The sequence below is a fragment of the Streptomyces sp. NPDC002623 genome (assembly GCF_053592635.1).
In genome coordinates, this window is sequence record NZ_JBSFWB010000046.1 from 41,587 (window position 1) to 63,772 (window position 22,186).

Consider the following 22,186-nt stretch of genomic DNA (forward strand, 5'->3'; position numbering starts at 1 on the left):
GTGGTGGGCCCGCCGATGGCTGCACCGGTCAGTGCTGGGGGTTTCCGCCGGACTGGATGAGCGGAGAGAGGTCGAAGTGGCTGATCACGCGCGTGATCTTGCCGTTCTTGACCGTGATGTAGTCCATGCCGCGGAAGTTGCTCGCGAAGGGCACCTCGGTGGTGTACACGGCCGCGGCGTTGGTGTCGTCGCCCAGGACATCGATGACGGTGGCACCGGTCATCGCACCCACGAAGGGCGCGAGGAACTCCCGGAAACCGCCCTTGCCCTCGAAGGTCCCGTTCGGGGCCTCACACACGGCGTCGTCGGCGATGAAGGTCAGCGCCTTCTCGACGTCCTTGCTCGTCCAGGCCTTGACGAAGCCCTGAGCAGTCTTCTGGGCGAGCCCGTTCATTGCGGTCACAGTACTGTTCCTTTCATGGTGCTTTGTCCCCCTGTGTGCGACAAAAGCGGCAAGGAAGGCCACAGGCCGCAACAGAGGGGATGAAGGGCGCTCTTCCGGCGACCCAGCACATTCATCATCCCTGGGATACATGACAGGCTCCGTCATGTATCTGGGAAAGCTTTTTTGAAGCTGCACCAGATGACCCGTCCCTCGCATCAGCAGGACCGCCGGTGCGAGGGACGGGACACGCCTGCTCATGTACAGGGCCCTCCGCGGCGGTGCGCCGCCTGATTCGCTGCCAGCGGTCTTTGGCGGCTTGGGTTACAGCAGCCTCAGGTCGTGGGCGGCATGGCATCCGATCGGGCCGGGGCGGCACCACGGGCTGGGGCAGGTGGCAGCCTGCCGGCCCTTTCCTCCCGCGGAACGCAGGTTCAGAAGTGGTACGGGCCGAACCGGCCCCAGGCGATGAGGGCCAGCAGGGCAATGAAGAGGACGTTGACGGTGGCGGGTTGCGTCTCCGAGCGGCGCAGGTGCACCGCGGTTCCGCCGAGGGCCAGGGCGAGGCCGCCGAGGGCGGCCCGGGCAACGAGTACGGGGGCGATGACCGTGGCTGCGGGCAGGACGAGGCCGATGCCGACCAGTACCTCCAGCAGGCCGAGGGCTGGATTCTTCACGGGCAGCGGCTGTGTGTCGTCTGCGCTGTCCGGGAACTGGGCGTGCGGCACGTGGGGTTGTCGGACGTCAGACGGTCTGGTGCGGTCCTGTGTTGGGTGCGCCGCACCAGTCGGTGAGGTTGAGCGGCTCTGTGCCGTCCCACGCGATGTAACCGTCGGGACGCACCAGCATCGGCGAGGGGCCTGGCACTGCCTGGATCCGGTCTTCCCAGCCGGTGATGTCGGTCGGGCCGATGAGGACGAATTTGCCGCCGCGCAGGGCTTCGTAAAGGCGGCGGCCGTCGGCGAGCTGGGTGTCGGGGGCTCGTCTCGTCGTGGTGCCGTATCCGACGCCGATGCCGCTGATCTGGCCGGACGTCTTGCGGGCGATCGCTGGAATGCGCAGGGCGATGCCGCCGATCAGGCCGCGCAGTACGCGTGCGGGCGCTGATTTGAGCGTGGCCATGCGGACGAGGGCGCCGCTGCTGCGGACCACTTGGCGGCCGACGGGGTGGCGTTCGGTGTGGTAGGCGTCGAGGAGTTCTTCGGGGGCGCCTCGCAGGACGGCTGCGAGCTTCCAGCCGAGGTTCGCCGCATCCTGCAGACCGGTGTTCATGCCTTGCCCGCCTGCCGGTGAGTGGCAGTGCGCGGCGTCGCCGGCGAGGAAGACCCGGCCGATGCGGTAGTGCGGGACCTGCCGCTCGTCGCAGTGGAAGCGGGACATCCAGCGGGGGTCGTGCGTGCCGAAGTCGGAGCCGAGCGCGTTCCGTGCCACTGCGGCGACCTCTTCCGGCGCCAGCGGCGTGCTGTCTGGGACCTGGTGGCGTCGGTCCCCTGCGAAGACGCGGTACCAGCCGTCGCCGAACGGTGCCTGCAGCGCGAAGCAGTCTCCCGTACCGTTGGCCGTGATCGACCGCGGCGGCTCCTCGGTCAGGCGCACGTCGGCGAGCATGATGGACTTCAGGACGGCCCGGCCCCCGGCCCGTATAGGGCACCTCCAGCGTCCTGCGGACGGCGCTGCGCACTCCGTCGGCGCCCACCACGTAGGAAGCATGACGGGTGGTCACGGCTCCGTCAGGACCTCGCGTGTCGACCTGCACAGCGGCGCCGTTCTGCCGCACCGCGATGACCTCGCAGTCGTAGGCGAAGTCCGCACGGCCTCGGCGGCCCGCTTTTGCAGGAGTCCTTCGATGTTGTACTGCCCGGTGAGAGCGAGGAAGGGGAAACGGCTCGGGAGGCGGGCGAGGTCGATGTCCATGTGCCCGAACATCCGCAGGGCGGACAGCTGAGCTGCGCTGGTCGCCAGCAGGGGGTCGGCGAGTCCGCGGGCGTCGAACTGTTCCAGGGTGCGGGCGTGCACGATCAGGGCACGTGTCATGTTGGACAGTTCACCGCTGCGGCGTTCGAGGACGGTGACCGCTACGCCGGCCTCCGCCAGGTCTCCGGCCAGGAGCAGCCCGGTCGGCCGGGCGCCCACCACGATCACGTCGGACATGGTTGTCCCCCGTCAAACGGTTGTCGGGTCGAAGAGGAGTGCTGCGCAGCCGCTGCTTGGTGAAGCGCGTTCGAACCGGGTTCCGCTGACGGGGAATCAGGGTTCTGCTGCCGGTGAATTCAGTCTTGTCCTGTGGGAGGTGACAGGGAAATGGACTGTCCCCATGCCCTTCATCGACTGCCTCGATGACCGTGACCGGCCAGCCCATTCCCCCGGGGCCCGGCGTTCCGCACAGACCGCAGCGCGAGGCGGCCGTCACACTCACGTTCTCGTGTCGTCCGGCCGGGCGAGCGAGCCGCTGTCCCGCAGCGCAGTCCTGCAGCCGTACTGCAGTGTTGGTGGGCTCGTGAAGTCAGCGGGCCGTCTGGGCGCTGTGTCTTATCTGCTTGTGTCCTGTTCCCGGATAGCGGAGGCCATGGTGTCCGCACAGCCATCGCAGACCGAGATCGCCGCCGCGGGCCGGGTGCCAGGCCGCCGCTTCGGTGAACGGAGCGCGGTCCTCGCCGGGAAGCTCGCGAATGATGAACGCACCGGCCTGGGCGGCCCAGGATGCTATCCGGCGAGGGAGCACGGCCATCAGGTCGGTGCCGCGCAGCAGCCAGGGCAGGGACACCCAGTCGTCCGCGAGCAGGGCCACGTGCCGCTCGACGCCGAGGTCGTCGAGAAGGCGGTCCGCAGCGGTGGGCACCCCGTTGACGAAGGCAGCGGCGGCGTTCGGGAGCTGGCCCAGCACCTCGGCGGTCATCGGCAGCGTGGCAGCAGGATGCCCGGCGTCCACGAGACAGACGAAGTCGTCGCTGAACAGGACTCGGCGGGAGCCGGGAAGGTCGAGTCCCACCGGTTTGATCACCAGATCGGTCTCGAGCAGGTCCCCCTCGGCCAGCAGGCGTCGGGGCATGGGGCGGAACTCAACCGAGACCCGCGGCGCCTGTCGCGCCAGGCCCGTGCGCAGCGGCGGACCCACCACGCCGGCGGCGTAACTGGAGGCCGTGACCAGGAAGCGCCCGTTCGCTGTGCAAGGGAGTGAAGCCCGATGCGGCGCTCAGGGCGTTGCCGGCCGCCCACATCGCCTCATTCACCAGCGGAACCAGGTGTTGCCCCAGCGGTGTGAGCGGGTAGGAGGAGCCGGAGCGCACCAGCAGTTCATCGTCGAAGTGGTGCCGAAGGCGCGCGAGGCTGCTGCTCATCGTGGACTGCGTCAGATGCACCCGCTGTGCGGCGCGAGTGACGTGCCGCAGCTCCAGGAGTGCCTGGAGAGGGACGAGCAGGTTCAGGTCCAGGCCGGCCATGTTCATCGGGGTACCCCCCGTGCAGCTCACCATCCGTGTTCTCCTGCACGGATGGCGAGCCGCGGCGCGCTCGGTCGCGCTCTCGCGCGGGGGATCCGCTCACGAGGTTGTGTCGACAAGGATCAGTCCCTTGCCGGGGATCTTGCGTCCCTTCTCCAGATCGCTGATCAGGTCGATGGCGGAGTCGAGGGACACGGTCTCGCCGACCGACATCCGGATCTTCCCCTCGACGGCGGCGCGGGCGGCGTGGGTGAGGATCTGCGTGGTCGGCGTACAGAAGAAGATCTTGTGCCTACGGATCAGCGCCGAGTGCAGGAACTTGCCCGGCGAGGCGTTGATGTCGAGGAAGACACCGCCCTTGTTCAGCAGGCGCATCGCCGACTTCACCGGCAGCGTGCCGGACGTGTCGAAGACGACGTCGAAGGAGCCTCGGAACTCGTCGGTCTCCGACGGGTCGGCTCCGGCATAGTCGTGGATGGTGTCGACGCCCAGTTCACGGGCCCGGGACACCGACGCGCTGCTGCAGCTGCCGGCGACCCAGGCGCGGTGCATCTTGGCCACCTGCACCACGGCTTCCCCGACTCCGCCGGTGCAGCCGTTGACGAACACCCGCTGTCCGGGCTGGAGCCGGGCGCGCTCGACCAGCCCGTTCCAGGCCATCACGGCGCCGGTCGGCAGACAGGCCGCCTGCTCGAAGGACAGCCCGCCAGGCTTCAGCGCGAGGAACGACTCGGTCGTGATGACCGCCTCGCCATAAGCTCCGCTCTCCTTCAGCCGTGCGATCCCGAGCACCTCGTCACCGGGCTTGAACTGCGTCACCCCCGCGCCGGCCGCGTGGACCACACCTGCGAAGTCCGACCCCATCGCCCGGGGAAAAGACCGGCCCGTCATCATCTTCAGCTCGCCCTGGCGCAGCTTCCAGTCGATCGGGTTCACCGAGGTCGCCTTCACCATCACTGCGACCTCTCCCGCTCCCGGCGTCGGAAGATCGAACTCCTTCAGACGCATCGTCTCCGGGCCGCCATAGGTGTCGTACTGAATCCTGCGCATGTGAAGCCACTTCCTGAAGATCGCCGGACTGCGGGGTTCAGACCCGCACATCAGCCCGGCCGGGTTGATCGGATACAGCAGGGTCACGACTGAGACCTTCAGGCTCACTCGCTGACATAACGAGTCACGTCCTGCTGCCCCATTAACGTACGACCAGATACTTGACATGTGCCGTCATGTTTGTCGGAAGTTTTTCGGCGGGCCGTTAGAGGAAGGCGTGCGAGATTCCCAGCCGCGGACGTCGCCCTGGAAGACGACGGGCCCTCGCCGCTTCTGCCGTCCTTGGAGACTGGACACTGGTCGGCGATCCCGGATCGCGGCCAGTGCGAGGCTGGCTCTGGACAGCTGTTATGAAGAGCACGCCTCCCATACATGACGTGCGTCGTCATGTATGGGCGTCATCCTGGAGGCATGAAGTCCGATCGACTGCTGTCGCTACTGCTGTTGTTGCAGACCCACGGACAGGTGCCCGCCACGGAGCTTGCCGATCGCCTGGAAGTCTCGGTCCGCACCATCTTCCGTGACGTCGAGGCGCTGTCCGCGGCCGGTGTGCCCGTCTATGCCGAGCGGGGCCGCAACGGGGGCATTGCACTGCTGCCCGGCTACCGCACCGACGTCACCGGTCTGACGGCCGACGAAGCCCGTGCGCTCTTCGTGCTGGTCACCGACCGGACTCACGCCGACCTCGGGCTGGGGCAGGCGATCGGCTCGGCGCTGCGCAAGGTCATGGCCGCTCTTCCGGCACCGTTTCGCGGCGATGCCGATCTCGCAAGCCGCCGCATCCTGATCGACCCGGTGCGCTGGCGCAGCAGTCCTCAGGAGCCCACGGTCGACCTCGGCGTGCTCCAGGCGGCGGTCTTCAACGACCGGCGGCTGCGGCTGCGGTACCGGCACGGCCGCGACGCGCAGGTTCGCTCCTACACGCTCGACCCGTACGGGCTCGTGAGCAAGGCGGGGATCTGGTACCTGGTGGCTGATCACCGCGGCAAGCCCATGATGTTCCGGGCGGATCGGATGCTGTCTGCGACAGTCACCGAGGAACCTGTCCAGCGGCGTGCGGGGGTGGAGCTGGCTGATCTGTGGGAGATCCTGCGGAACGTGGTCGACAAGGTGCCCACGCCAGTGAAAGTGACCGTGAAGGTGCAGCGTCCCATGCTGGCGAGGTTCCTGAGCGTCCACAGCGCGGAGCTCGCTGCCCCGCCGCCACCTGAGGCGCAGGCATCGGGGTCAGAGGGGGCAGAGGGGGCAGAGGGGTCAGAGGGGTCAGAGAGCATGGAGCCTGTGCGCCTGGAGTTGCGGTTCCGATCGGTGGGCTCAGCCGAGCAGCTGCTGGTCTTCGGTCCCGCAGTGGAAGTCCTGGAGCCGGCCGAGCTGCGTGAAGCCCTGATCCGCAGGGCCCGGGAAACCATCACCCTCTACGCGGGCGTCCAGGCGGATTGACAGCGAAGACGCTGGTCACCGCCTGGGCTCGTAGGTGAGCTCCTTGACCTGACGCAGCATGAGCGCCGTTTCCACCGACCGCACGCCCCTCCAGGGCCCCGATCTGCTCGCTCAGGTAGCTGTAGAGGTCGCCGGTGCGAAGGAGGAAGCCGGGCGTGCGGCGGCCCACGGCGGGGTGCTGCGGCTCCTGGACCAGGCGCACTGGGCCGAGGGGTGGCTCCCCACCAGCTCACCGGCCGCGCGTCCCGCAGGGTGGACAAGGACGCCCTGGACAACACGGCCTGGCTCCTGGGCAAGATCCTCGCCGACTGGTCGCAGCGCGCCGCGGAGGCCGTCGCCGCCGACCGCGCGGAAGGGCACGGGCCGCCCGTCACCGCCGAAGTCACCCGCGTCCTGACCCGGGTCGTGCTCTCCTTCAAGGACGAGCTGGTGCGCGACAGCCCGCTCGCACCCTTCGCCCCCGCCTACAAGGAACTGCGGCTGCCCGTGGTCCCGGACGGCAAGGGCCCCTACGGCCGGGCGGACGTGGTGGTCCGGGTGCCCGGCGGGCCGAACTTCGTGATCGAGATCGACTCCGCGCCCAACCCGGCTTCCGCCGAGAAGCTCGTCTTCGCCCGTGACGCCGGCGCCTTCCCGCTGTGGGTCCGGTTCGGCAAGGGCGGCGTCGAGACCATCGACGGTGTGATGGTCCTCGACATCCGCGACGCCGTGCGGGATGTGTGCCAGGCGCACGCCTGACGGCCGCTGCTACGGGGTGCCGTCGATGCCCGAAAGCCGTGGCGTCCGAAAGGGCTGCGCGCGGAGCGTTGGCGGCCCAGAAGAGGTGTCCCGGTTCGCCAGATCCGCGGTGTGACTGCGGCGACTCGCGTAGCGCTGGGGCAACCAGGGCGCGTTCTGCCAGATCCGGTGATGGGCTGCGACTGCTGTGATCCTCTGGTGGCGCGAGACTGTCTGGAGGACGTGCTGCTGGGGCTTCCCCGTCGTGCTCGGGCTGACCTCGGTAGGCTCGTTGGCAGGTTGGACGCGACCGCCTGGCTGCGAGCCGGGGAGATGTGCGCCAGGACCGCGTCATCCACCTCGCGGCCAGCGCCGCGCAGCTGGTCGACGGCCAGGCCGAGGTATTTGGTGTGCCAGCAGACCACTGCATTCGTCACCACGGTCAGGCACCACGCCTGCTCGTTCTGCTGCGTGGGCTGACGGCGGGTGACCTTGCCCTCGCGCGCGTAGTGGAGCTGGCGGCGCAGCGCGTGGAGGGACTCGCCTTTGTTCAGCTGGCGTGCGATCTTGCGCCGGTACCCCTCGTCCGACAGGTACTTCGCCGCGTAGACCGTCCTCCTGATCGCCCCGCACTCCTTGAGCGCGGCGTCCAGCGCGTTCTGCCGGGAGGACGTGGCGAGCTTGCCGACGATCAGGGAGGCGGTGGCCTGGCCGTACTTCAGCGATCCCGCAAGACGCAGCAGATCGTCCCAGTGGTCGGCGACCAGGTATGGACATACAGAAGGGCCGTGCCCCCGGATCCCGTGGGCACGGCCCTTCACGTTGCTGCAGCGCTCAGGACCCGTCTTTGAACCCTGATCGCACGGCCGAGCGGGTAGCTTTGGGGGCGGCGGGTCGTTGCGAATGTGTGCCGTACGAACCTCTCGATGTCGCTCCCCGGCAAATGGCCTCGTTCCAGAGCCAGTTGGAGGGCCTCGCTCTGGCTCTCGCTTCCGATGAACTGCTGGGAGACTCAGCGATCAGGAAGCCGCCACTCGTAAGGAATAGGCCTGGGCACTGCGCGGGCACGTCCCGCGGTGCGGGTGCGGGTGCGCGGCCGGGGGCCGGGCACCCGCACGCACTTCTTCTGCGGACTGCACGTCTACCACGCTACGGGGGCGAGCCGAAATATTCGCCCGGAGGAAACGCTGAGTGGGTTGGGCTGAACACAGCGACCCAACCGAGATCAGGCTGCGTCAGTAACCGACCCTCCAATGCTGGTAGTCGTTGTCACCACAAGGCGTGGTGTACACGTCTCCGGCATAGTTGCTGTCCAGGCACCAACCGTTGATGAGCTGAACATTGTCCCAGCTCGTCCCGGCACCCTCCCAGGCCCGCGCCCAACCGCAATACTTCAGATAGTCACCTGTAAAGATGTTATGCCCATTCGCCTGGTAGAGGTCCTTCGGCTCAGCGGCTAGACAGAGTCCGGTCGCCACGTTCATGATGCTGACCCGGTCATGACCGTCAGTATAGCGGTAAATAATTTTCCAGGTCTGGTAGTTATTCCCCTGCTGACAGGGAAGCGTGTACACCTGACCGCTGGCGTTGCTGTCCAGGCAGCGCCCGGTCTGCCAGCTGCGTATGAAGTTCGTGGTGATGAGGTCGCCGTCATTGAGGGCAGCCGCGGAACCGGCATTCAGGAATAAGAACCCCATGGATACGGCCAGAGCGAGCAACGCGGTCGTCGCACGGCTCACGAGACCCCTCATGACCGAAGCGCGGGTGCCATCTTCCATGCTTTCCATGCTTATACCTCTTTCTATCGTCAGGCTTTACGGGTCTCGCGACCAAGATTGACGTGTACACAGGTAAGCACCTGCTGCTTGTCGGCTTGCTGTCTCGACATTGCCGGCGACCCGTCACCCTCGGGTCGTGGCCGCCGCGCGCCCGACACCGGGCAACAGGGGCCGACGCCCATACGTGACGCGATCTTGACCGCCGGACGCCGCCGCCAGGGCGTCACCGCGCCCGGTGACGGCGCCTACATCAACACCTTGACTGTCCGGCTACCGCAGACTCAGCCGCCACGAGCGGAATCCTCACAACGACCTGGCCTTTCTCGGACTCGCCGCCGCCCCCTGCTGCGACTCGTCCGCCTCACCGCATAGGACACGCTCTCTAGTAACCCAGCTTCCAATGCTGGTAGTCGTTGTCTCCACAAGGCGTCGCGTAGGCGTCTCCGGCGTAGTCGCTGTCCAGGCAGTAACCCCCATGCGGCCAAGACGCGCGTGCCAGCTGGACGTTGTCCCAGCCCGAACCCATTCCATACCAATAGATATACGCAGTACTGCAACTAGTGGCAAGAAATCCGTAGTCGGGGTGTGTCGCCAGGCACAGTCCGGTCGCTGAATTCTTAATGGAGACTATGTCCCAGGTATCGTGGCCTTGGTACTTAATTTCCCAGGTTTGGTATTGGTTTCCCTGCTGGCAGGGAAGCGTGTATACGTCGCCGTTGGAGTTGCTGTCCAGGCAGCGCCCGGTTTGCCAGCTGCGCAGGAAGTTCTTTCCGATGACGTCGCCGGAATTGATGGCGGACGCAGAGCCGGCATTCAGGAATAAGAACCCCATGGACACGGCCAGAGCGAGTAGTGCGGTCGTCGCACGGCGCACGAAGTGCCTCTTAATCGAAGCGCGGGCGCGCGCTTCCATGTTCACCATGCTTATGCCTCATTCTATCGTTCGGGCTTTACGGGCCTCGCGGCCGCTCCTGTCGTGTACACACCTAAGCATCTGTTGCTTGCAGACTTGCTGTCTCGACGTTGTCGGCGACCCGCCGACCCCTCCGTAAACGTGCAGGTCGTCGTCGATGCCGACACCCGCCTTATTAATACTCCAGCTGTAGATCGTGATCTTCAGACGTCCGGCAGCATGATCGAGCGGAGTTGATGCTCCGTGTCGGCGACCCCTTGACCGGAGTGAGCACTCACTCCGATACTTGTCTCCATGACGACCGCACCCAGTCGACGAAGAGCACCGGCGATGGATCCCGACAGCCGCCGGGAGATGATCGTTCGTGCCGCGCTTCCGCTTGTGATCGAGCACGGCAGCGCGGTGACGACACGCCAGGTCGCCCGGGCCGCAGGCATCGGGGAGGGCACCATCTTCCGCGTCTTCGCGGACAAGGAGGAACTCCTGGACGCGTGCGTGACCGAGGCGCTCAGTCCGGCCCACGCCCTCGACGAACTCGCTCTGGTGTCTATGGATCAGCCGCTTGCCGACCGGCTGACCGAGGCTGCCTCGGCGCTGCACGCCCACCTGGACCGGGTCGGCGCGGTGGTCGGGGCGCTTCATGCGACGGGCGGGCGGGGACGAAGCGGTCGTCCCGGCAGCGCAGGGGCCCCGCCTGATCGTGCGGCCGGTTCCCTGCCCGTTCGGGAGGCGCTGGCCGAACTCTTCGAGCCTGAGCGGGAGTCGCTGCGGTTGCCTCCTGAACAGGCAGCATTGATCTTTCTGGGTTTCCTGTTCGTCGGGGCCGGCAGGCCGCCGACCGGAGGCGAGCCGACGGATCCGGCGCCGCAATTGGGAGTGCGCGACCTCGTCGACGTCTTCCTGCACGGCGTCCTGTCCCAGCCAGTCGAGATTTGAGAGACAGAGCATGTCCATCACGCTGAACCACACCATCGTTCCCGCCGTCGACAACGAGGCGGCAGCGCGTTTCTTCGCCTCCGTCATGGGACTGGACTATCGAGGAGCAGACCGGCATTTCGCGCCGGTGCAGGTCAACGATTCCCTGACGCTGGACTTCATGTCCGTCGAGAATCCGGTCGGCCACCACCTGGCCTTCGACGTGGATCCGTCGTCCTTCGACGGGATCCTCGCCCGGCTCAACTCCGCCGGGGTGCCCTATGGCAACGATCCCAGCGAGCCCGACAACGGCCGGATCGACCACCCGCTGTGTCCTCGCGGCCTGTACTTCACCGATGACGCCGGAAACCTCTTCGAGGTCATGTCCCCCAGATAGCGGCCATCCGGCTTCGTCGGCGGCAATGGCCGGCGCGGGCTCGGGCTTGATGGCGGCGCCGCCAGGCGGACCAGCTGAGCCGGTGGGCCGGGCCGTGATCGGGCTTGACAGCGACAGTGATGAACAGGTGCTGGATCTCGTTGCAGGTCAGCGGGATCAGGTCGTCCGATGTGGAGCGGAGTGCGTGTTCGTCGGCGCGGACGACGGCGAGGAACGCGTGGGCGAGCATGGCGAGGGTGACCCAGCGGGCCCAGGACGGGTAGCGGCGGACCTGATGCTCATCCAGCCCGGCCAGCCCTTTCTCACATTGGAATGTCTCCTCCACCCGCCATCTGGAACCTGCGTCCTTGCCCAGAGTGGCCAAGGACGCCGGCGCGGTGGAGTGGCAGCGGTAGTAGGCGAGTTCACCTATGGTGCGGTTGCGGCGGATCAGCAGCTGGTGGCGGCCCGGTGCCGCTTCGGTGAGGTCGATGACGGCCCAGTCGTAGAACCGCTGCCCCTTTGCGCCGGGTCCGGCCGAGAGCTTCTGCCAGGCCCGCTTCGGCACCTTCTGCGCCAGGGCATCGGCGCGGGACCCGCCTGCGGCGGTGGGCACTTCGGCCGAGCAGGCCACCGCGAGGACGTAACCGATGCCGTGGTTCTCCAGAGCCGTCCGCAGTTTCGGGTTGCCGCCGTAGACCTCGTCCGCCGTGACCCAGCCGACGCGGTGTCCGGCGTCCAGGAACCGTTCGATCATCACCTGGGCCAGTTCAGCTTGGTCGCGAAGCCGGTGTCCTCACTGAGCCCCGCGGCCCGGCAACGGTCCGGGTCGCACGTCCAGGAGCGCGGGATGTACAGCTCCCGGTCTACCGCCGCGTGTCCGCGCTCGCCGGCGTAGACGAGGTAGACGGCGACCTGGGAGTTCTCGATCCGGCCGGCGGTGCCGGTGTACTGGCGCTGGACCCCTTCGTCAGTCCACACAACTCACGATGATCAACGGTGGCCGCACCCGTTCCCGCACCGGCTCCCACCAGCAAGATCACGATCTACAGCTGGAGGATTAAGAGGCAGCCTTGCCGAGCAGTGATGCCGGGACGACCATCACCTCGGGCCCGAACCTCGGCCGAGCACGTACACCGGGCCGAGCAAGTCAGCATCAAGCCAAGGCTCGCCTGTCGCCAGCGACCCCGGCGGTTCCGACAGGCTCAGGATGTCGCCGAAGCCGCTCTGGCATGCCCCCTTCAGCAGCAGGTTCCGAGGACGGCACGGCCATGGCGGCGATCAATGCGAGCCTGGCGAAGGGACGTGCGTACCTGGCGATCAGCTTGTTCCTTGACCTCGGTCCCGGCCGCATGGTCACTCTTTGGAGTGATCGCCGGGCAAGAGGGCGGCCTTCCTCGTGATCCTGAACTCTGCGACGAGATACCGGAGTTCACCAGGAAGGCCGTGAGGATGAGTGTGCTGATGTCGGTCGGCCAACGGGACAGGTTCGCCGAACTGTCACGCTTTCGGACGGCCTCCTACGAGTGTCTGTCGGCACGAGCGGACGCGTTCTTCGAGCTGGCCGACGCGTTGTTATGTGCCGATGGCCCGACCAGGACCCCCGTCGAACTGTCGCTGTTGGCAGAGCACCAGCGCGGCTACGGCTCGCTGTACGGAGCCCTGAACCACAGCAGCCTCGACACCGACGCCTTGCGCGACCTGCTGATATCCCTGCCGCTGCCGCGCTTCGACAGACGGATCGTGCTCACCGTGGATGTCTCCCCGTGGCTGCGCTCGGATGCTGCCTGCTCGCCGGATCGGCTGTTCTGCCTGGTGCACGGCCGCAACGGCCGCTCATCGGACCACGTGGTGCCGGGCCGGCCGTACTCGTTCGTCGCCGCGCTCACCCCGGACCGCACCTCATGGACGCAGGTCCTGGACGCGGTCCGGTTGGGGCCCGCTGACGACGCCGCGGCGGTCACCGCCGACCAGCTGCGGGCCGTGATCGAGCGGCTGATTGCGGCCGGGCAATGGCAACAGGGCGACGGGGACGTCCTGGTCGTGATGGATGCGGGCTACGACGTGATACGGCTGGCCTCGGTCCTACGCGACCTTCACCGTCGAGTTGGTCGGGCGTCTGCGCTCGGACCGCGTCCTTCGGCTGCCGAAGCCGCCGCGCGTCTACGATCCCAGGGGCGGCCGGCCGCCCCGGCACGGCAAGGAGTTCAGCCTGGCCAGGCCCGCCTCGTGGCCGGAACCGTCCGTGGTCACGGTGAACGACACAGCCCGATACGGCAAGGCCGAAGCCCGTGCCTGGGACCGGCTCCACCCACGGCTGCAGCAGCGGTCCGCGTGGATCGACCATGACAGTGAACTCCCGCTCATCGAGGGCACGTTGATCCGTCTGAGCGTCGATCACCTGCCCGGCGCTCGCGAGGCGCCACCGGTCTGGCTGTGGTCCTCCGCCACCGGCGCCACCTCGGTCGACGTCGACTTCGTCTGGTCGTGCTACCTGCGCAGATTCGATCTGGAGCACACGTTTCGCCTGTTCAAACACTCCCTCGGCTGGACGAGGCCACGGCTTCGTGACCCACGGGCGGCGGACCGCTGGACCTGGCTCGTAATCGTCGCGCACGCCCAACTCCGCCTTGCCGCACCACTCACGGCGGACCGGCGCAAGCCCTGGGAGAAGAACATTCGCCCTGGCGAAGCACTCACGCCGACTCGCGTCCGGCGCGGGTTCCGGCACATCCGCCCACACCTCGCCTGTCCGGCCCGTGCGCCGAAACCCGGACGCCACCGCCCCGGACGCCCGCCCGGCGTCAGGAACCGGCACCCCGCCACCCGCTACGACGTCGGCAAGACCGCCAAACGCCCCGCGACCATCACCCAACGTGACCAGCGAGGTTAAGGAACAAGATCAGAAGCTGTGTCAGAACCGGTGATCAGTGACGTTCTGCGACTGCTGGACCGGTCGGGGTTAGAGCTGCCCGGCTCGCCGGAACGAGCCGAGGGGTGTAACAGGGGTCAGAATCGGCCACGCTGACTCGCTGTCTGGTGATGTTGGTGCTGTGAGGTAGGTCTTGGGCGCATCACCGGGCCGGGGCACACAGCCTTCGGCACCCACAGAGCGCGCTTGGTGGGTGCCGGAATAGCGACAAGAGATCGCCACCTGGACGAGTAGGCGACGGCCGACCGGATCGACACGTCATCCCTGCCGGCGTTGGTGTTCGCGGTGGCTGGCTGTGGCGCTATCGCGGGTAGTGACTGGCCTGTGCTCCCAGGACGTTCAGCAGAGCGAGGGCTTCGGCGCCGGGGGATCCCGGCGGCGCGCTGTAGAGCACGAGGTGCTGGTCGCGGTCGGTGAGGGTGAGGGTGTCGCAGTCGACGACGACCTCGCCGACGGTCGGGTGGCGGAAGGTTTTCGTGAGCATCGGCGCGGCCTGTACGTCGTGCCGTTCCCAGAGCCGGGCGAAGTCGGGGCTGGTGTCGCGGAGTTCGCCGACGAGGCCGGTCACCGCGGGATCGGTGGGGTAGCGGGCGAGGGTGGTGTGGAGCTGCATCACGACGCTGAGGCGGAACTCGGCGGCGTCGGAGATCCCGTAGAGCGTCGTATCGGTGCGCTGCGGCCCGGGGAAGGCCCGGCGGGCGAGGTTGCGGTCCTCGGGGGCGAGCGGGGCGAAGTCCTCCATGAGCGCGGCCGCGAGGTCGTTCCAGGCGAGGACCTCGAGCGCGGCGGACATCACGAAGCCGGCCGTCTGCGGCAGCCGCTCCAGGAGCGCGAGCACGCTGGGGCGGACGTCGCGCCGGTGCAGTCCGGTCCGGTTCGGCGCGGTGCCCGCGAGGACGTGGAGGTGGCCGGACTCTGCGTCGGTGAGCCGCAGCGCCCCCGCAATCGCGGCCAGGACGTCGCCCGAGGGCCGTGGCGCCCGCCCCTGCTCGAGCCGGATGTAGTACTCCGTGGAGATGTGCGCGAGGACCGCCACTTCCTCGCGGCGAAGACCTGGTGTGCGGCGTCGCGGGCCGGAGGGGAGGCCGACGTCCTGCGGGCGGAGCCGCTCGCGGCGGCTGCGGAGGAACGCCCCGAGCTCCTGTCTGTCCATACGCCCAGTGTGCGCGCGGTGCGGCGGCGGATCCTGGTACAGCCTGTGCCTGTATCCGGCCGGCAGCCGGCCGGACGCTGTTGCCATGACGGACAACACGAACACCCCAGACAGCACACCCATCGGCCTGCTCACCGGCAAGGTCCTGTTCATCACCGGCGCCAGCCGCGGCATCGGGGCCGCCGCGGCCCGGCTCTTCGCCTCCGAGGGCGCCGCCGTCGTGCTCGCCGCCCGCGGCACCGACGCCCTGGAGCGCATCGTGAAGGAGATCCGCGCCGACGGCGGCGTCGCCGACGCCGTCACCCTGGACCTCGCCCACCCCGCGAGCATCCGCGCCGCCGTCGACCGCGTCGAGGAGCTGCATGGACGGCTCGACGGCGCTTTCAACAACGGTGCGATCGTCCAGCAGCAGCCCGGCCCGCTCGACACCACGAGCGACGCGGACATCGACGGGCAGTTCGCGGTGAACTTCCGCTCGCACTGGACCGCCATGAACGCCGAGGCCGCGCTCATGCGGCGCAGCGGCGGCGGGGCGATCGTCAACACCTCCAGCATCGGCAGCCGCCGCGCGGTACCGCCGCTGCCCGCGTACGGCGCCATGAAGCGCGCGCTCAACAGCCTCACCGAGACCGCTGCGGTGACCTGGGCCCCGGAGGGCATCCGGGTGAACGGCATCACTCCCGGCGGCACGGCCACGGAGATGATGGAGGAGTGGGAGGCGGCGACTCCCGGCATCATCGAGGCCAGTACCGCGGGGACACCGCTGGGCCGGATGGCCGAGCCCCGCGAGGTCGCCGAGGCGGCTGCGTGGCTGCTCAGCGACCGCGCCTCGTACGTGACCGGCGCGATCATCCCGGTCGACGGCGGCGCCGGCGCCTGAAAAGAGCGGCCCGGGCTCCGGGCCGCTCCTGCACGCCCCTGTACAGGAACGACGACTGCATCTCGATCACCGGCGACGCGCTCGGTATCGGTCCCGGACCCGCACGGAAGCCGCGGGACGCCAAGAAGAGGAAAAAAGGGGAATCAGTCATGACGGATCTCACGGGCAAGTCAGCCGTCGTCACCGGTGCCAGCCGGGGTATCGGACAGACGGTCGCGATCCGCCTGGGCCGGCTCGGCGCAGACGTCGTGGTCAACTACTCGCGGGACGCATCCGGCGCCGCCGCAACGGTCGCGGCGATCGAAGCCGTAGGCTCCCGGGCCATCGACGTCCGCGCGGACGTGTCGAAGCCGGACGAGATCGAGGTGCTCCTCGACACGGCGCGCGGCCGGTTCGGCAGGCTTGACATCGTGGTGGCGAACGCCGGCCTCGACGAGGGCCTCGGTCCGGTGCTGGACGTCACGGAAACCGAATACGACCGCATGTTCGACGTGAATGCCAAAGGCGCGTTCTTCACGCTGCAGAAGGCAGGAGGCATGGTCGACAGCGGTGGCTCGATCGTCTACATCGGCTCCAGCTCCACGCTCCGCCCGACGGCCGGCTTCGGCCTCTACACGTCGAGCAAGCTGCCGGGGAGCTTCCTGGTCGGAGTGCTCGCCCAGGAGATCGGCGAACGAGGGGTCACGGTCAACGCAGTCATTCCGACCGCGACAGACGGCGCAGGCTACTTCACCGAAAGCAAGGCCGACGACCCGCTGCGCCGGCTCGTGCAGAACGCCAGCCCCCTCGGCTCACGCATGGGAACGGTCGACGACGTCGCGGACGCGGTCGAGTTCTTCACCGGCGAGCTCTCCCGCTGGATCAGCGGACAGCAGCTGCTCGTCAGCGGCGGCGCGCTGAGCTGATCACTCGTCCAGGCCAGGTCCTGGGCATCACCGAGAACGGGTCGGCAGCGTCAGCGCGGGCCAGTACGCGGAGATCGTGGCGGGACTGCGGAAGCCGCTGCGGACGCGGCCGGCTCCATCCACTTCACGATCTCCGCGTACGGGCCCCTTCGGTGGGGACGAGCGATGTCCGCTCGACCAGCGGCAGGACGATCGGAGCAGCAGCACGTCGGCGTCGGTGGGCTTGCCGCTGCCGCCCTTGGCGACGCTTCCCGCAGCGCCGGCCGGCGAGTCGGCAATGGCGGCGACGTCGGAGTGGGGTGCGAGTGCCGCGCCGGCAGCGGTTCGCCGAGTCTGCGGTAGCCCCGAGTTCCCGCGCGGCTTCGCCCTGTCCCCTGAAAATTGCGGGGCCCTCCCCCATTCGTGACCACGGAGGCATAGTTGATCACCTTTGATACGAATGCGTTCAATCTTGTCCCGCCATGAGGCGTCAAGGCCGATGCAATACGCAAACTTCGGAAGTCAGGGCATCAGCGGGCGGCGGTCCCTGGATGGTGCTGGAGGAGCTGGCAGCGCATGAATCGAGGCACCATCCCGACCAGTACGCGGGCGTGCTGCCTATGCAGATGTCTTCGAGGTGATCCAGACCGGCGGTGACGTTGCTCTCCAGGCGCCGGCCCGGGAGGCGCTGGCGCTTCCGCCGGCGAAGCGCTGCGGCAAAGGCGATCACTCAGAGGGGGCGCGGGACGTCGCCATCTGGTTCTCCATCCGATCCTGGAGTCTTGGAGGACAACCCCGACGAGCGGCCGAAGCTGCTGCGGAGGAACTGCCGCGGTCCGAGGCTATGCGTGAGCAGGTGGCGCAGACGGCTGTGGAAGCGCTGAACTCCGAGGGCGGATTCCCCGGCCTCGGAGCGTCTGATCCTGAGATCGCCTGGCGTACCTAGCCAGCCGCCCCGGCTGTCGAACTGCTCTCCGTCAAGGACGTCACCGGGCACAAGACCGACCAGCATGTCTGGTACACGGCTGATGTTGAGTGGCTGCTGTACGGCAGCGCGGTCAGCGATGACGGCGAGAGAGCGCTGAGCGTGGCGTGCGTATGGCGTATGAAGATCCTCTTCTCGACGGACGAGAAGGATGAATCACCGACGATCCTCTCCGGCACCCCGTGCATGCCTGATACGGCTGACGACCGGAGCATGGGCGTCGTACGGAGTCTCAGGCAGGCTGCTGGGCGACTTGGCGAGACGGGTGACCAGCAGCCCCACCAGCGCCCAGGACGTCGCGGCTTCGGCTGCATCCGCTGCGACAGCCCAGCTCCTTGCGTCCTTGCCCAAGACTGATCTGGCCACTGTCGCCGCCTACCACCACGCGGCACGCGGGATCCCTGAGGGCCTCCCGAAACTCGACTTCTCAGGGATCCTCCAGCCACAGATGACCGCAGTGGAACAACTCCTTGCGTCGATGCCCAAGATCCTCCCTCCCCAGATCCTGGCGTCGCATCAGCCGGTTGACGAAACCGCCGCAGGTCCGCGTAGCATGCCGGCCAATCCCACAGGCGAATCACACGATGCCGAGACGTCCGACAAGGAAGAGACCGACGAGGGCGAGAGCGGGGGCTGACCCGGCAAAAGCCAACTGGGGCGTCCGATGGTGCGCGAAGGTTCGACCTGCCGCCGTCCCGCTCGGGGGCCAACATGTTCCACCAAGCCCTGATGGATCCGGGTGCCCGGATGATGGTCGGCGGCGTCGACGACATCGGGCTCGAGGATCTGTTGGAGGCCTGGGAGACCGCCTCGCCCGACAAAGCCGAGATGGTCGAGCAGATCCGCGGCGCCCACCGCGACGCCGCCCTCACCGGCGTCGACCTGTTCGCCCAGTCCCCCATGGCGGGCGGCCTGCGCGGTCTGATCCGCGCCGTCCAGGAGGCCGACGACCGGCTGCTGTGCGCGGCGGTACGCGCCTTCACAAAGGGAAGCGGAGCCCTGGAAATCCTGATGCACCAGGCTCACATCCATCCCGAGATCCTTCGGACGCAGATGGCCGACGTGATGTGGGACCAGTGGGTCCGCGTCGGAGGCCCCGTCCCCGTCCTCGGAATGGGCGGCGAGGCCGCGATCGCCATCGCCGTCGCCGTCGTCCACTACCTCGTCGTCCCCGGACGGGCCGAGGACCTGGAGCGCTGCCAGACACTGATGGACACGCTGCTGGCTCAGCCCACCGCGTGGACGTCCCGTCGGCCGGGAGTCCTTCGGTTCGTCGTACGCGCGCCAGGCCGGGCCCCGGGGTGAATCATCCGAAGCGGAAGCCGAAGGACAACGCGTCGGGCGATCATGGGTTTGATTCCGCGCTTCCCCAGCAGGCGGCGGCACTTGTCGAAGTCGTAGCCCCGGTCGGCGTACAGTCGCCGTGGTTTGCGGCGGGGGCGTCCCCGCGGTCCCCGAATCGATGGGACGGCGTCCAGCAGGGGCAGGAGCGGGGTGACGTCGTGCCGGTTGCCGCCGGTGAGCGTGACGGCGAGCGGGGTCCCGTGACGGTCGACGAGCAGGTGGTGCTTGGAGCCGGTGCGGACACGGTCGACGGGTGAGAGGCCGACGTGATCCCCCCCTTCGAGAGCCCGGATGTGCGATCCGTCCACGGAGCAGTCGTTCAGGTCCAGCAGGCCCGCGTGACGAAGCTCGGCCAGCAGCGCGGCGCGCAAGCGCGGCCAGACCCGGCCTCGGTCCGGTCCCCGCAGCCGCCGCCAGGCCGCCACCCCGGAGCAGCCCACCGTCTCCAGGCGGACATCACGCCGTGCGACACCGGTGCAGCACGTACATCACGCCGGCGAGCGCCACTCGGTCGGGAACGCGCAACCGTCCCGGATGCCGACGGCGGCGCTCGGGAGTAGGCGGCAGCAGCGGGGCCCACCCGCCCCCGGTCGTGCTGGTTGCTGGTTGCTGGTTGCTGGTCGAGTGCTCGGGCCGGCCGAGCGGCAGGTGGGTCTTGAGCGCGGGCAGGCAGGTTCCGTGGATGTCGGGCGCGGTCACCTCATCGACGTCAGCGCGGAGTTCGGGGCGGGTCCGCCCGGTGCGGGCTGCGGCCAGGCGCCGGCGCTGATCCAGGCGAGGACGACGACGGCGTACTGCTCTCCGGCGCCGGGAACGAGCGGATCGGTGACGGTGGTGGGTCCGTCGTAGGTGATGTGGATGCGGGCCGCAGGCCCTTCGTACAGAACGTCCTCGAGGCGGCGATGGCCGGGGAGCGCCTCGGGTCGGTCCGGCTCTGGTGCGGGCAGCACGGCCGGCGCCGGGTCGGCGGCGTATGCCGGGGCGCGGTCGGCGTCGCCGAGCTCCCGAGAGGTCTCGAACCCTCGACGCCCGGGGTGCGTCTCTTTTCAGCCATGCCCCTATGACGTCCCTGCGCGGAAAGGTACTTCCGCACAAGGGCATGCACCTGACATGTTGCATCCACCATTCGTTTCGTACGGCCCGACCGGTGCCCTCAGCGCGGCCGGGCCGTCTCCGGAGGACGCATTGATACCCCCCATATCCGGCCGCCCCAGACGCACGCTGGTGCTGGCGGCCACGCTCGGCGCCGTCCTCGCGTTCGGCGCCCCGGGCGCCCTCGCGGGCACGCTCCCCGTAGTCCCCTCCACCGCGTCGGCCGCCAAGGCCCCCGCTCCGGCCGCCGTGCCGGCTTCCCGGAGTGCTACCTGGGTGGCCGGCACGCGTGCCTACCTCGTGATCACCGCCCCCGGTGACAGTTCGGCGGTCCGCGCCGCGATCGAGGCCAACGGCGGCACCGTTTTCTCGAACTTCGACGCCATCGGCGTGATCGTCGCCCACTCGGCGTCCAGCGGATTCGCCGCCACCCTGCGCGGCGTCGCCGGCGTGCAGCAGGTCGGCGCCACGCGCACCTCGGACGTCCCGGCCGCCGCCTACGACCCGGCGCTCCCGGCCGATCCGGCTCAGGCCTCGACCCCGGCAGGAGAGCCGGTCCGGGCCGACATGAGCCAGATCAAGGCCGACCAGGCCTGGGCCGTGAACCCGGGCTCCGCCACGGTCAAGGTCGGCATCCTGGACACCGGTGTGGACGACCGGCACCAGGACCTGGCGCCCAACTTCGACGCGGCCGACTCGGTCTCCTGCGCCTACGGCAAGCCCGACACCCGTGCCGGCGCCTGGCGGGACGTCGACACGCACGGCACTCACGTAGCGGGCACCGTCGCCGCGGCCAAGAACGGCAAGGGCGTCGTCGGCGTGGCCCCCGGAGTGAGGATCGCCGCGGTCCGGGTCGCCGAGCCCGGAAACGCCTTCTTCTTCGCCGAGAACACCATCTGCGGCTTCGTCTGGGCCGGTGACCACGGCTTCAAGGTCACCAACAACAGCTATTACACGGACCCGTGGCAGTTCAACTGCCCGGACAACATCGACCAGGCCGCCATCATCGAGGGCGTCAAGCGCGCCCAGGAGTACGCCGAGGGCAAGGGCTCCCTCCAGATCGCCGCCGCGGGCAACGAGAACTACGACCTCGCCCACAAGACGACCGACTCCGCGAGCCCGAACGACTCGACGCCGGTCACCCGCACCATCACCAACGCCTGCCTCGACATCCCGACCGAGCTGCCGGGCGTGGTCACGGTCGCGGCCAACGGCACGGGCGTCACCAAGGCCTCGTTCTCCAACTACGGGCAGGGCGTCATCGACATCGCGGCGCCGGGCAGCAGCGTGTACTCCACCGTCCCCGGGGGCGGCTACGGCAGCAAGAGCGGCACCTCGATGGCCACCCCGCACGTGGTCGGCGTGGCGGCACTCATCGCCAGCGCCAACCCGGGCATCACCCCGGCGGAGATCCGCGCCAAGCTGGCCGCCCAGGCCAACGACATCGCCTGCCCCTCGGACAGCCGCTGCACGGGCACGACGGCCAGCAACTCGTTCTTCGGCGAAGGACAGGTCGACGCCCTCAAGGCCGTCGGGACCACCCCGCCGCCCGGCACGTACTTCGAGAACCTCGCGGACTTCGCCGTCAACGACAACGCGACCGTGGAGAGCCCGATCGCCGTGACCGGCGTGACCGGCAACGCCCCTGCCACCCTCAAGGTGGGTGTGGACATCAAGCACACCTACATCGGCGACCTGAAGGTCGACCTGGTGGCGCCGGACGGCACCGTCTACACGCTGCACAACCACGTCGGCGGCAGCGCCGACAACATCGCCCAGACCTACACCGTGGACGCCCGCGCGCCTGTGGGAGATGTTCGTCATGAGAACATCGAAACGTACGCTCACCCGACCAGCCGTCAGAAACGGCGCAGGGCCGTGAAGTGGGCTAACGACGGAACCACA

19 protein-coding genes and 6 pseudogenes are annotated in these 22,186 nt (G+C 68.4%); 11 read left to right on the forward strand and 14 right to left on the reverse strand.

What is annotated here, in order from left to right:
• Nucleotides 1-28: 28 nt before the first annotated feature.
• The 7 genes and pseudogenes from ACWD4O_RS42955 to ACWD4O_RS42985 all read right to left on the reverse strand — a co-directional run bounded on the left by ACWD4O_RS42955 (nt 29) and on the right by ACWD4O_RS42985 (nt 4,872).
• Nucleotides 29-394: a nuclear transport factor 2 family protein gene (locus ACWD4O_RS42955; protein WP_451288501.1), complete on the reverse strand. Its 366-nt coding sequence runs from the start codon at nt 392-394 to the stop codon at nt 29-31.
• 422 nt (nt 395-816) lie between these two features.
• Entirely contained in the window at nt 817-1,059 is a 243-nt protein-coding gene (locus ACWD4O_RS42960) for a DoxX family protein (RefSeq protein WP_451288483.1), read from the reverse strand.
• 67 nt (nt 1,060-1,126) lie between these two features.
• Entirely contained in the window at nt 1,127-1,990 is an 864-nt protein-coding gene (locus tag ACWD4O_RS42965) for an FAD-dependent monooxygenase (protein ID WP_451288484.1), read from the reverse strand.
• Between the two features lie 82 nt (nt 1,991-2,072).
• Nucleotides 2,073-2,533, reverse strand: a pseudogene (locus tag ACWD4O_RS42970) (FAD-dependent monooxygenase); the annotation flags it as partial.
• A 352-nt stretch (nt 2,534-2,885) separates the two neighbouring features.
• Nucleotides 2,886-3,500, reverse strand: a complete 615-nt coding sequence (locus ACWD4O_RS42975; protein ID WP_451288485.1) for a LysR substrate-binding domain-containing protein — start codon at nt 3,498-3,500, stop codon at nt 2,886-2,888.
• Complete coding sequence (locus ACWD4O_RS42980) at nt 3,442-3,822, reverse strand: LysR family transcriptional regulator (protein WP_451288486.1); 381 nt, start codon at nt 3,820-3,822, stop codon at nt 3,442-3,444. The genes ACWD4O_RS42975 and ACWD4O_RS42980 overlap by 59 nt, the downstream gene beginning before the upstream one ends.
• Before the next feature lie 99 nt (nt 3,823-3,921).
• Nucleotides 3,922-4,872 carry an NAD(P)-dependent alcohol dehydrogenase gene (locus ACWD4O_RS42985; protein WP_451288487.1) on the reverse strand — a complete coding sequence of 317 codons (951 nt, stop codon included), beginning with the start codon at nt 4,870-4,872 and terminating at the stop codon, nt 3,922-3,924.
• Between the two features lie 411 nt (nt 4,873-5,283).
• On the opposite strand from ACWD4O_RS42985, the gene ACWD4O_RS42990 reads away from it, so the two are divergent.
• Nucleotides 5,284-6,312 (forward strand): helix-turn-helix transcriptional regulator, encoded by a 1,029-nt coding sequence (locus tag ACWD4O_RS42990; RefSeq protein WP_451288488.1) that lies wholly within the window; start codon nt 5,284-5,286, stop codon nt 6,310-6,312.
• A 213-nt stretch (nt 6,313-6,525) separates the two neighbouring features.
• Complete coding sequence (locus tag ACWD4O_RS42995) at nt 6,526-7,050, forward strand: hypothetical protein (protein WP_451288489.1); 525 nt, start codon at nt 6,526-6,528, stop codon at nt 7,048-7,050.
• A 299-nt stretch (nt 7,051-7,349) separates the two neighbouring features.
• On the opposite strand, the pseudogene ACWD4O_RS43000 reads toward ACWD4O_RS42995, so the two are convergent.
• Nucleotides 7,350-7,850: pseudogene (locus tag ACWD4O_RS43000) on the reverse strand (Tn3 family transposase); the annotation flags it as partial.
• Between the two features lie 414 nt (nt 7,851-8,264).
• Nucleotides 8,265-8,816, reverse strand: a complete 552-nt coding sequence (locus ACWD4O_RS43005) for an RICIN domain-containing protein (RefSeq protein WP_451288490.1) — start codon at nt 8,814-8,816, stop codon at nt 8,265-8,267.
• 253 nt (nt 8,817-9,069) lie between these two features.
• Between ACWD4O_RS43005 and ACWD4O_RS43010 the strand changes: the two are divergent.
• A pseudogene (locus ACWD4O_RS43010) lies at nt 9,070-9,156 on the forward strand (IS5/IS1182 family transposase); the annotation flags it as partial.
• Between the two features lie 33 nt (nt 9,157-9,189).
• On the opposite strand, the gene ACWD4O_RS43015 reads toward ACWD4O_RS43010, so the two are convergent.
• Entirely contained in the window at nt 9,190-9,729 is a 540-nt protein-coding gene (locus ACWD4O_RS43015; protein ID WP_451288491.1) for an RICIN domain-containing protein, read from the reverse strand.
• Nucleotides 9,730-10,050: 321 nt separating this feature from the next.
• Between ACWD4O_RS43015 and ACWD4O_RS43020 the strand changes: the two genes are divergently transcribed.
• Complete coding sequence (locus ACWD4O_RS43020) at nt 10,051-10,656, forward strand: TetR/AcrR family transcriptional regulator (protein WP_451288492.1); 606 nt, start codon at nt 10,051-10,053, stop codon at nt 10,654-10,656.
• A 10-nt stretch (nt 10,657-10,666) separates the two neighbouring features.
• On the forward strand, nt 10,667-11,032 hold the full coding sequence (locus ACWD4O_RS43025; RefSeq protein ID WP_351917384.1) for a VOC family protein: 366 nt from the start codon (nt 10,667-10,669) through the stop codon (nt 11,030-11,032).
• Here ACWD4O_RS43025 and ACWD4O_RS43030 read toward each other — a convergent pair.
• Nucleotides 11,016-11,977, reverse strand: a pseudogene (locus ACWD4O_RS43030) (IS701 family transposase); the annotation flags it as partial. The gene ACWD4O_RS43025 and the pseudogene ACWD4O_RS43030 overlap by 17 nt on opposite strands.
• Nucleotides 11,978-12,463: 486 nt before the next feature.
• On the opposite strand from ACWD4O_RS43030, the pseudogene ACWD4O_RS43035 reads away from it, so the two are divergent.
• Nucleotides 12,464-13,904, forward strand: a pseudogene (locus ACWD4O_RS43035) (NF041680 family putative transposase).
• A 340-nt stretch (nt 13,905-14,244) separates the two neighbouring features.
• Here ACWD4O_RS43035 and ACWD4O_RS43040 read toward each other — a convergent pair.
• Entirely contained in the window at nt 14,245-15,096 is an 852-nt protein-coding gene (locus ACWD4O_RS43040) for a helix-turn-helix transcriptional regulator (protein ID WP_451288493.1), read from the reverse strand.
• Nucleotides 15,097-15,181: 85 nt separating this feature from the next.
• Between ACWD4O_RS43040 and ACWD4O_RS43045 the strand changes: the two genes are divergently transcribed.
• The 4 genes from ACWD4O_RS43045 to ACWD4O_RS43060 all read left to right on the forward strand — a co-directional run bounded on the left by ACWD4O_RS43045 (nt 15,182) and on the right by ACWD4O_RS43060 (nt 19,150).
• Nucleotides 15,182-15,976 (forward strand): SDR family NAD(P)-dependent oxidoreductase, encoded by a 795-nt coding sequence (locus ACWD4O_RS43045; RefSeq protein WP_451288494.1) that lies wholly within the window; start codon nt 15,182-15,184, stop codon nt 15,974-15,976.
• A 149-nt stretch (nt 15,977-16,125) separates the two neighbouring features.
• Nucleotides 16,126-16,881: an SDR family oxidoreductase gene (locus ACWD4O_RS43050; RefSeq protein WP_451288495.1), complete on the forward strand. Its 756-nt coding sequence runs from the start codon at nt 16,126-16,128 to the stop codon at nt 16,879-16,881.
• A gap of 1,229 nt (nt 16,882-18,110) precedes the next feature.
• Nucleotides 18,111-18,482, forward strand: coding sequence for a hypothetical protein (locus ACWD4O_RS43055; RefSeq protein WP_451288496.1), 372 nt, complete (start codon nt 18,111-18,113; stop codon nt 18,480-18,482).
• A 74-nt stretch (nt 18,483-18,556) separates the two neighbouring features.
• Entirely contained in the window at nt 18,557-19,150 is a 594-nt protein-coding gene (locus ACWD4O_RS43060) for a hypothetical protein (RefSeq protein ID WP_451288497.1), read from the forward strand.
• Nucleotides 19,151-19,173: 23 nt separating this feature from the next.
• Here ACWD4O_RS43060 and ACWD4O_RS43065 read toward each other — a convergent pair.
• Nucleotides 19,174-19,759: pseudogene (locus tag ACWD4O_RS43065) on the reverse strand (IS5 family transposase); the annotation flags it as partial.
• 125 nt (nt 19,760-19,884) lie between these two features.
• On the reverse strand, nt 19,885-20,139 hold the full coding sequence (locus ACWD4O_RS43070) for a hypothetical protein (RefSeq protein WP_451288498.1): 255 nt from the start codon (nt 20,137-20,139) through the stop codon (nt 19,885-19,887).
• A 274-nt stretch (nt 20,140-20,413) separates the two neighbouring features.
• On the opposite strand from ACWD4O_RS43070, the gene ACWD4O_RS43075 reads away from it, so the two are divergent.
• Nucleotides 20,414-22,186 (forward strand): S8 family peptidase (locus ACWD4O_RS43075; protein ID WP_451288502.1); only part of this gene is annotated, 1,773 nt, incomplete at its 3' end.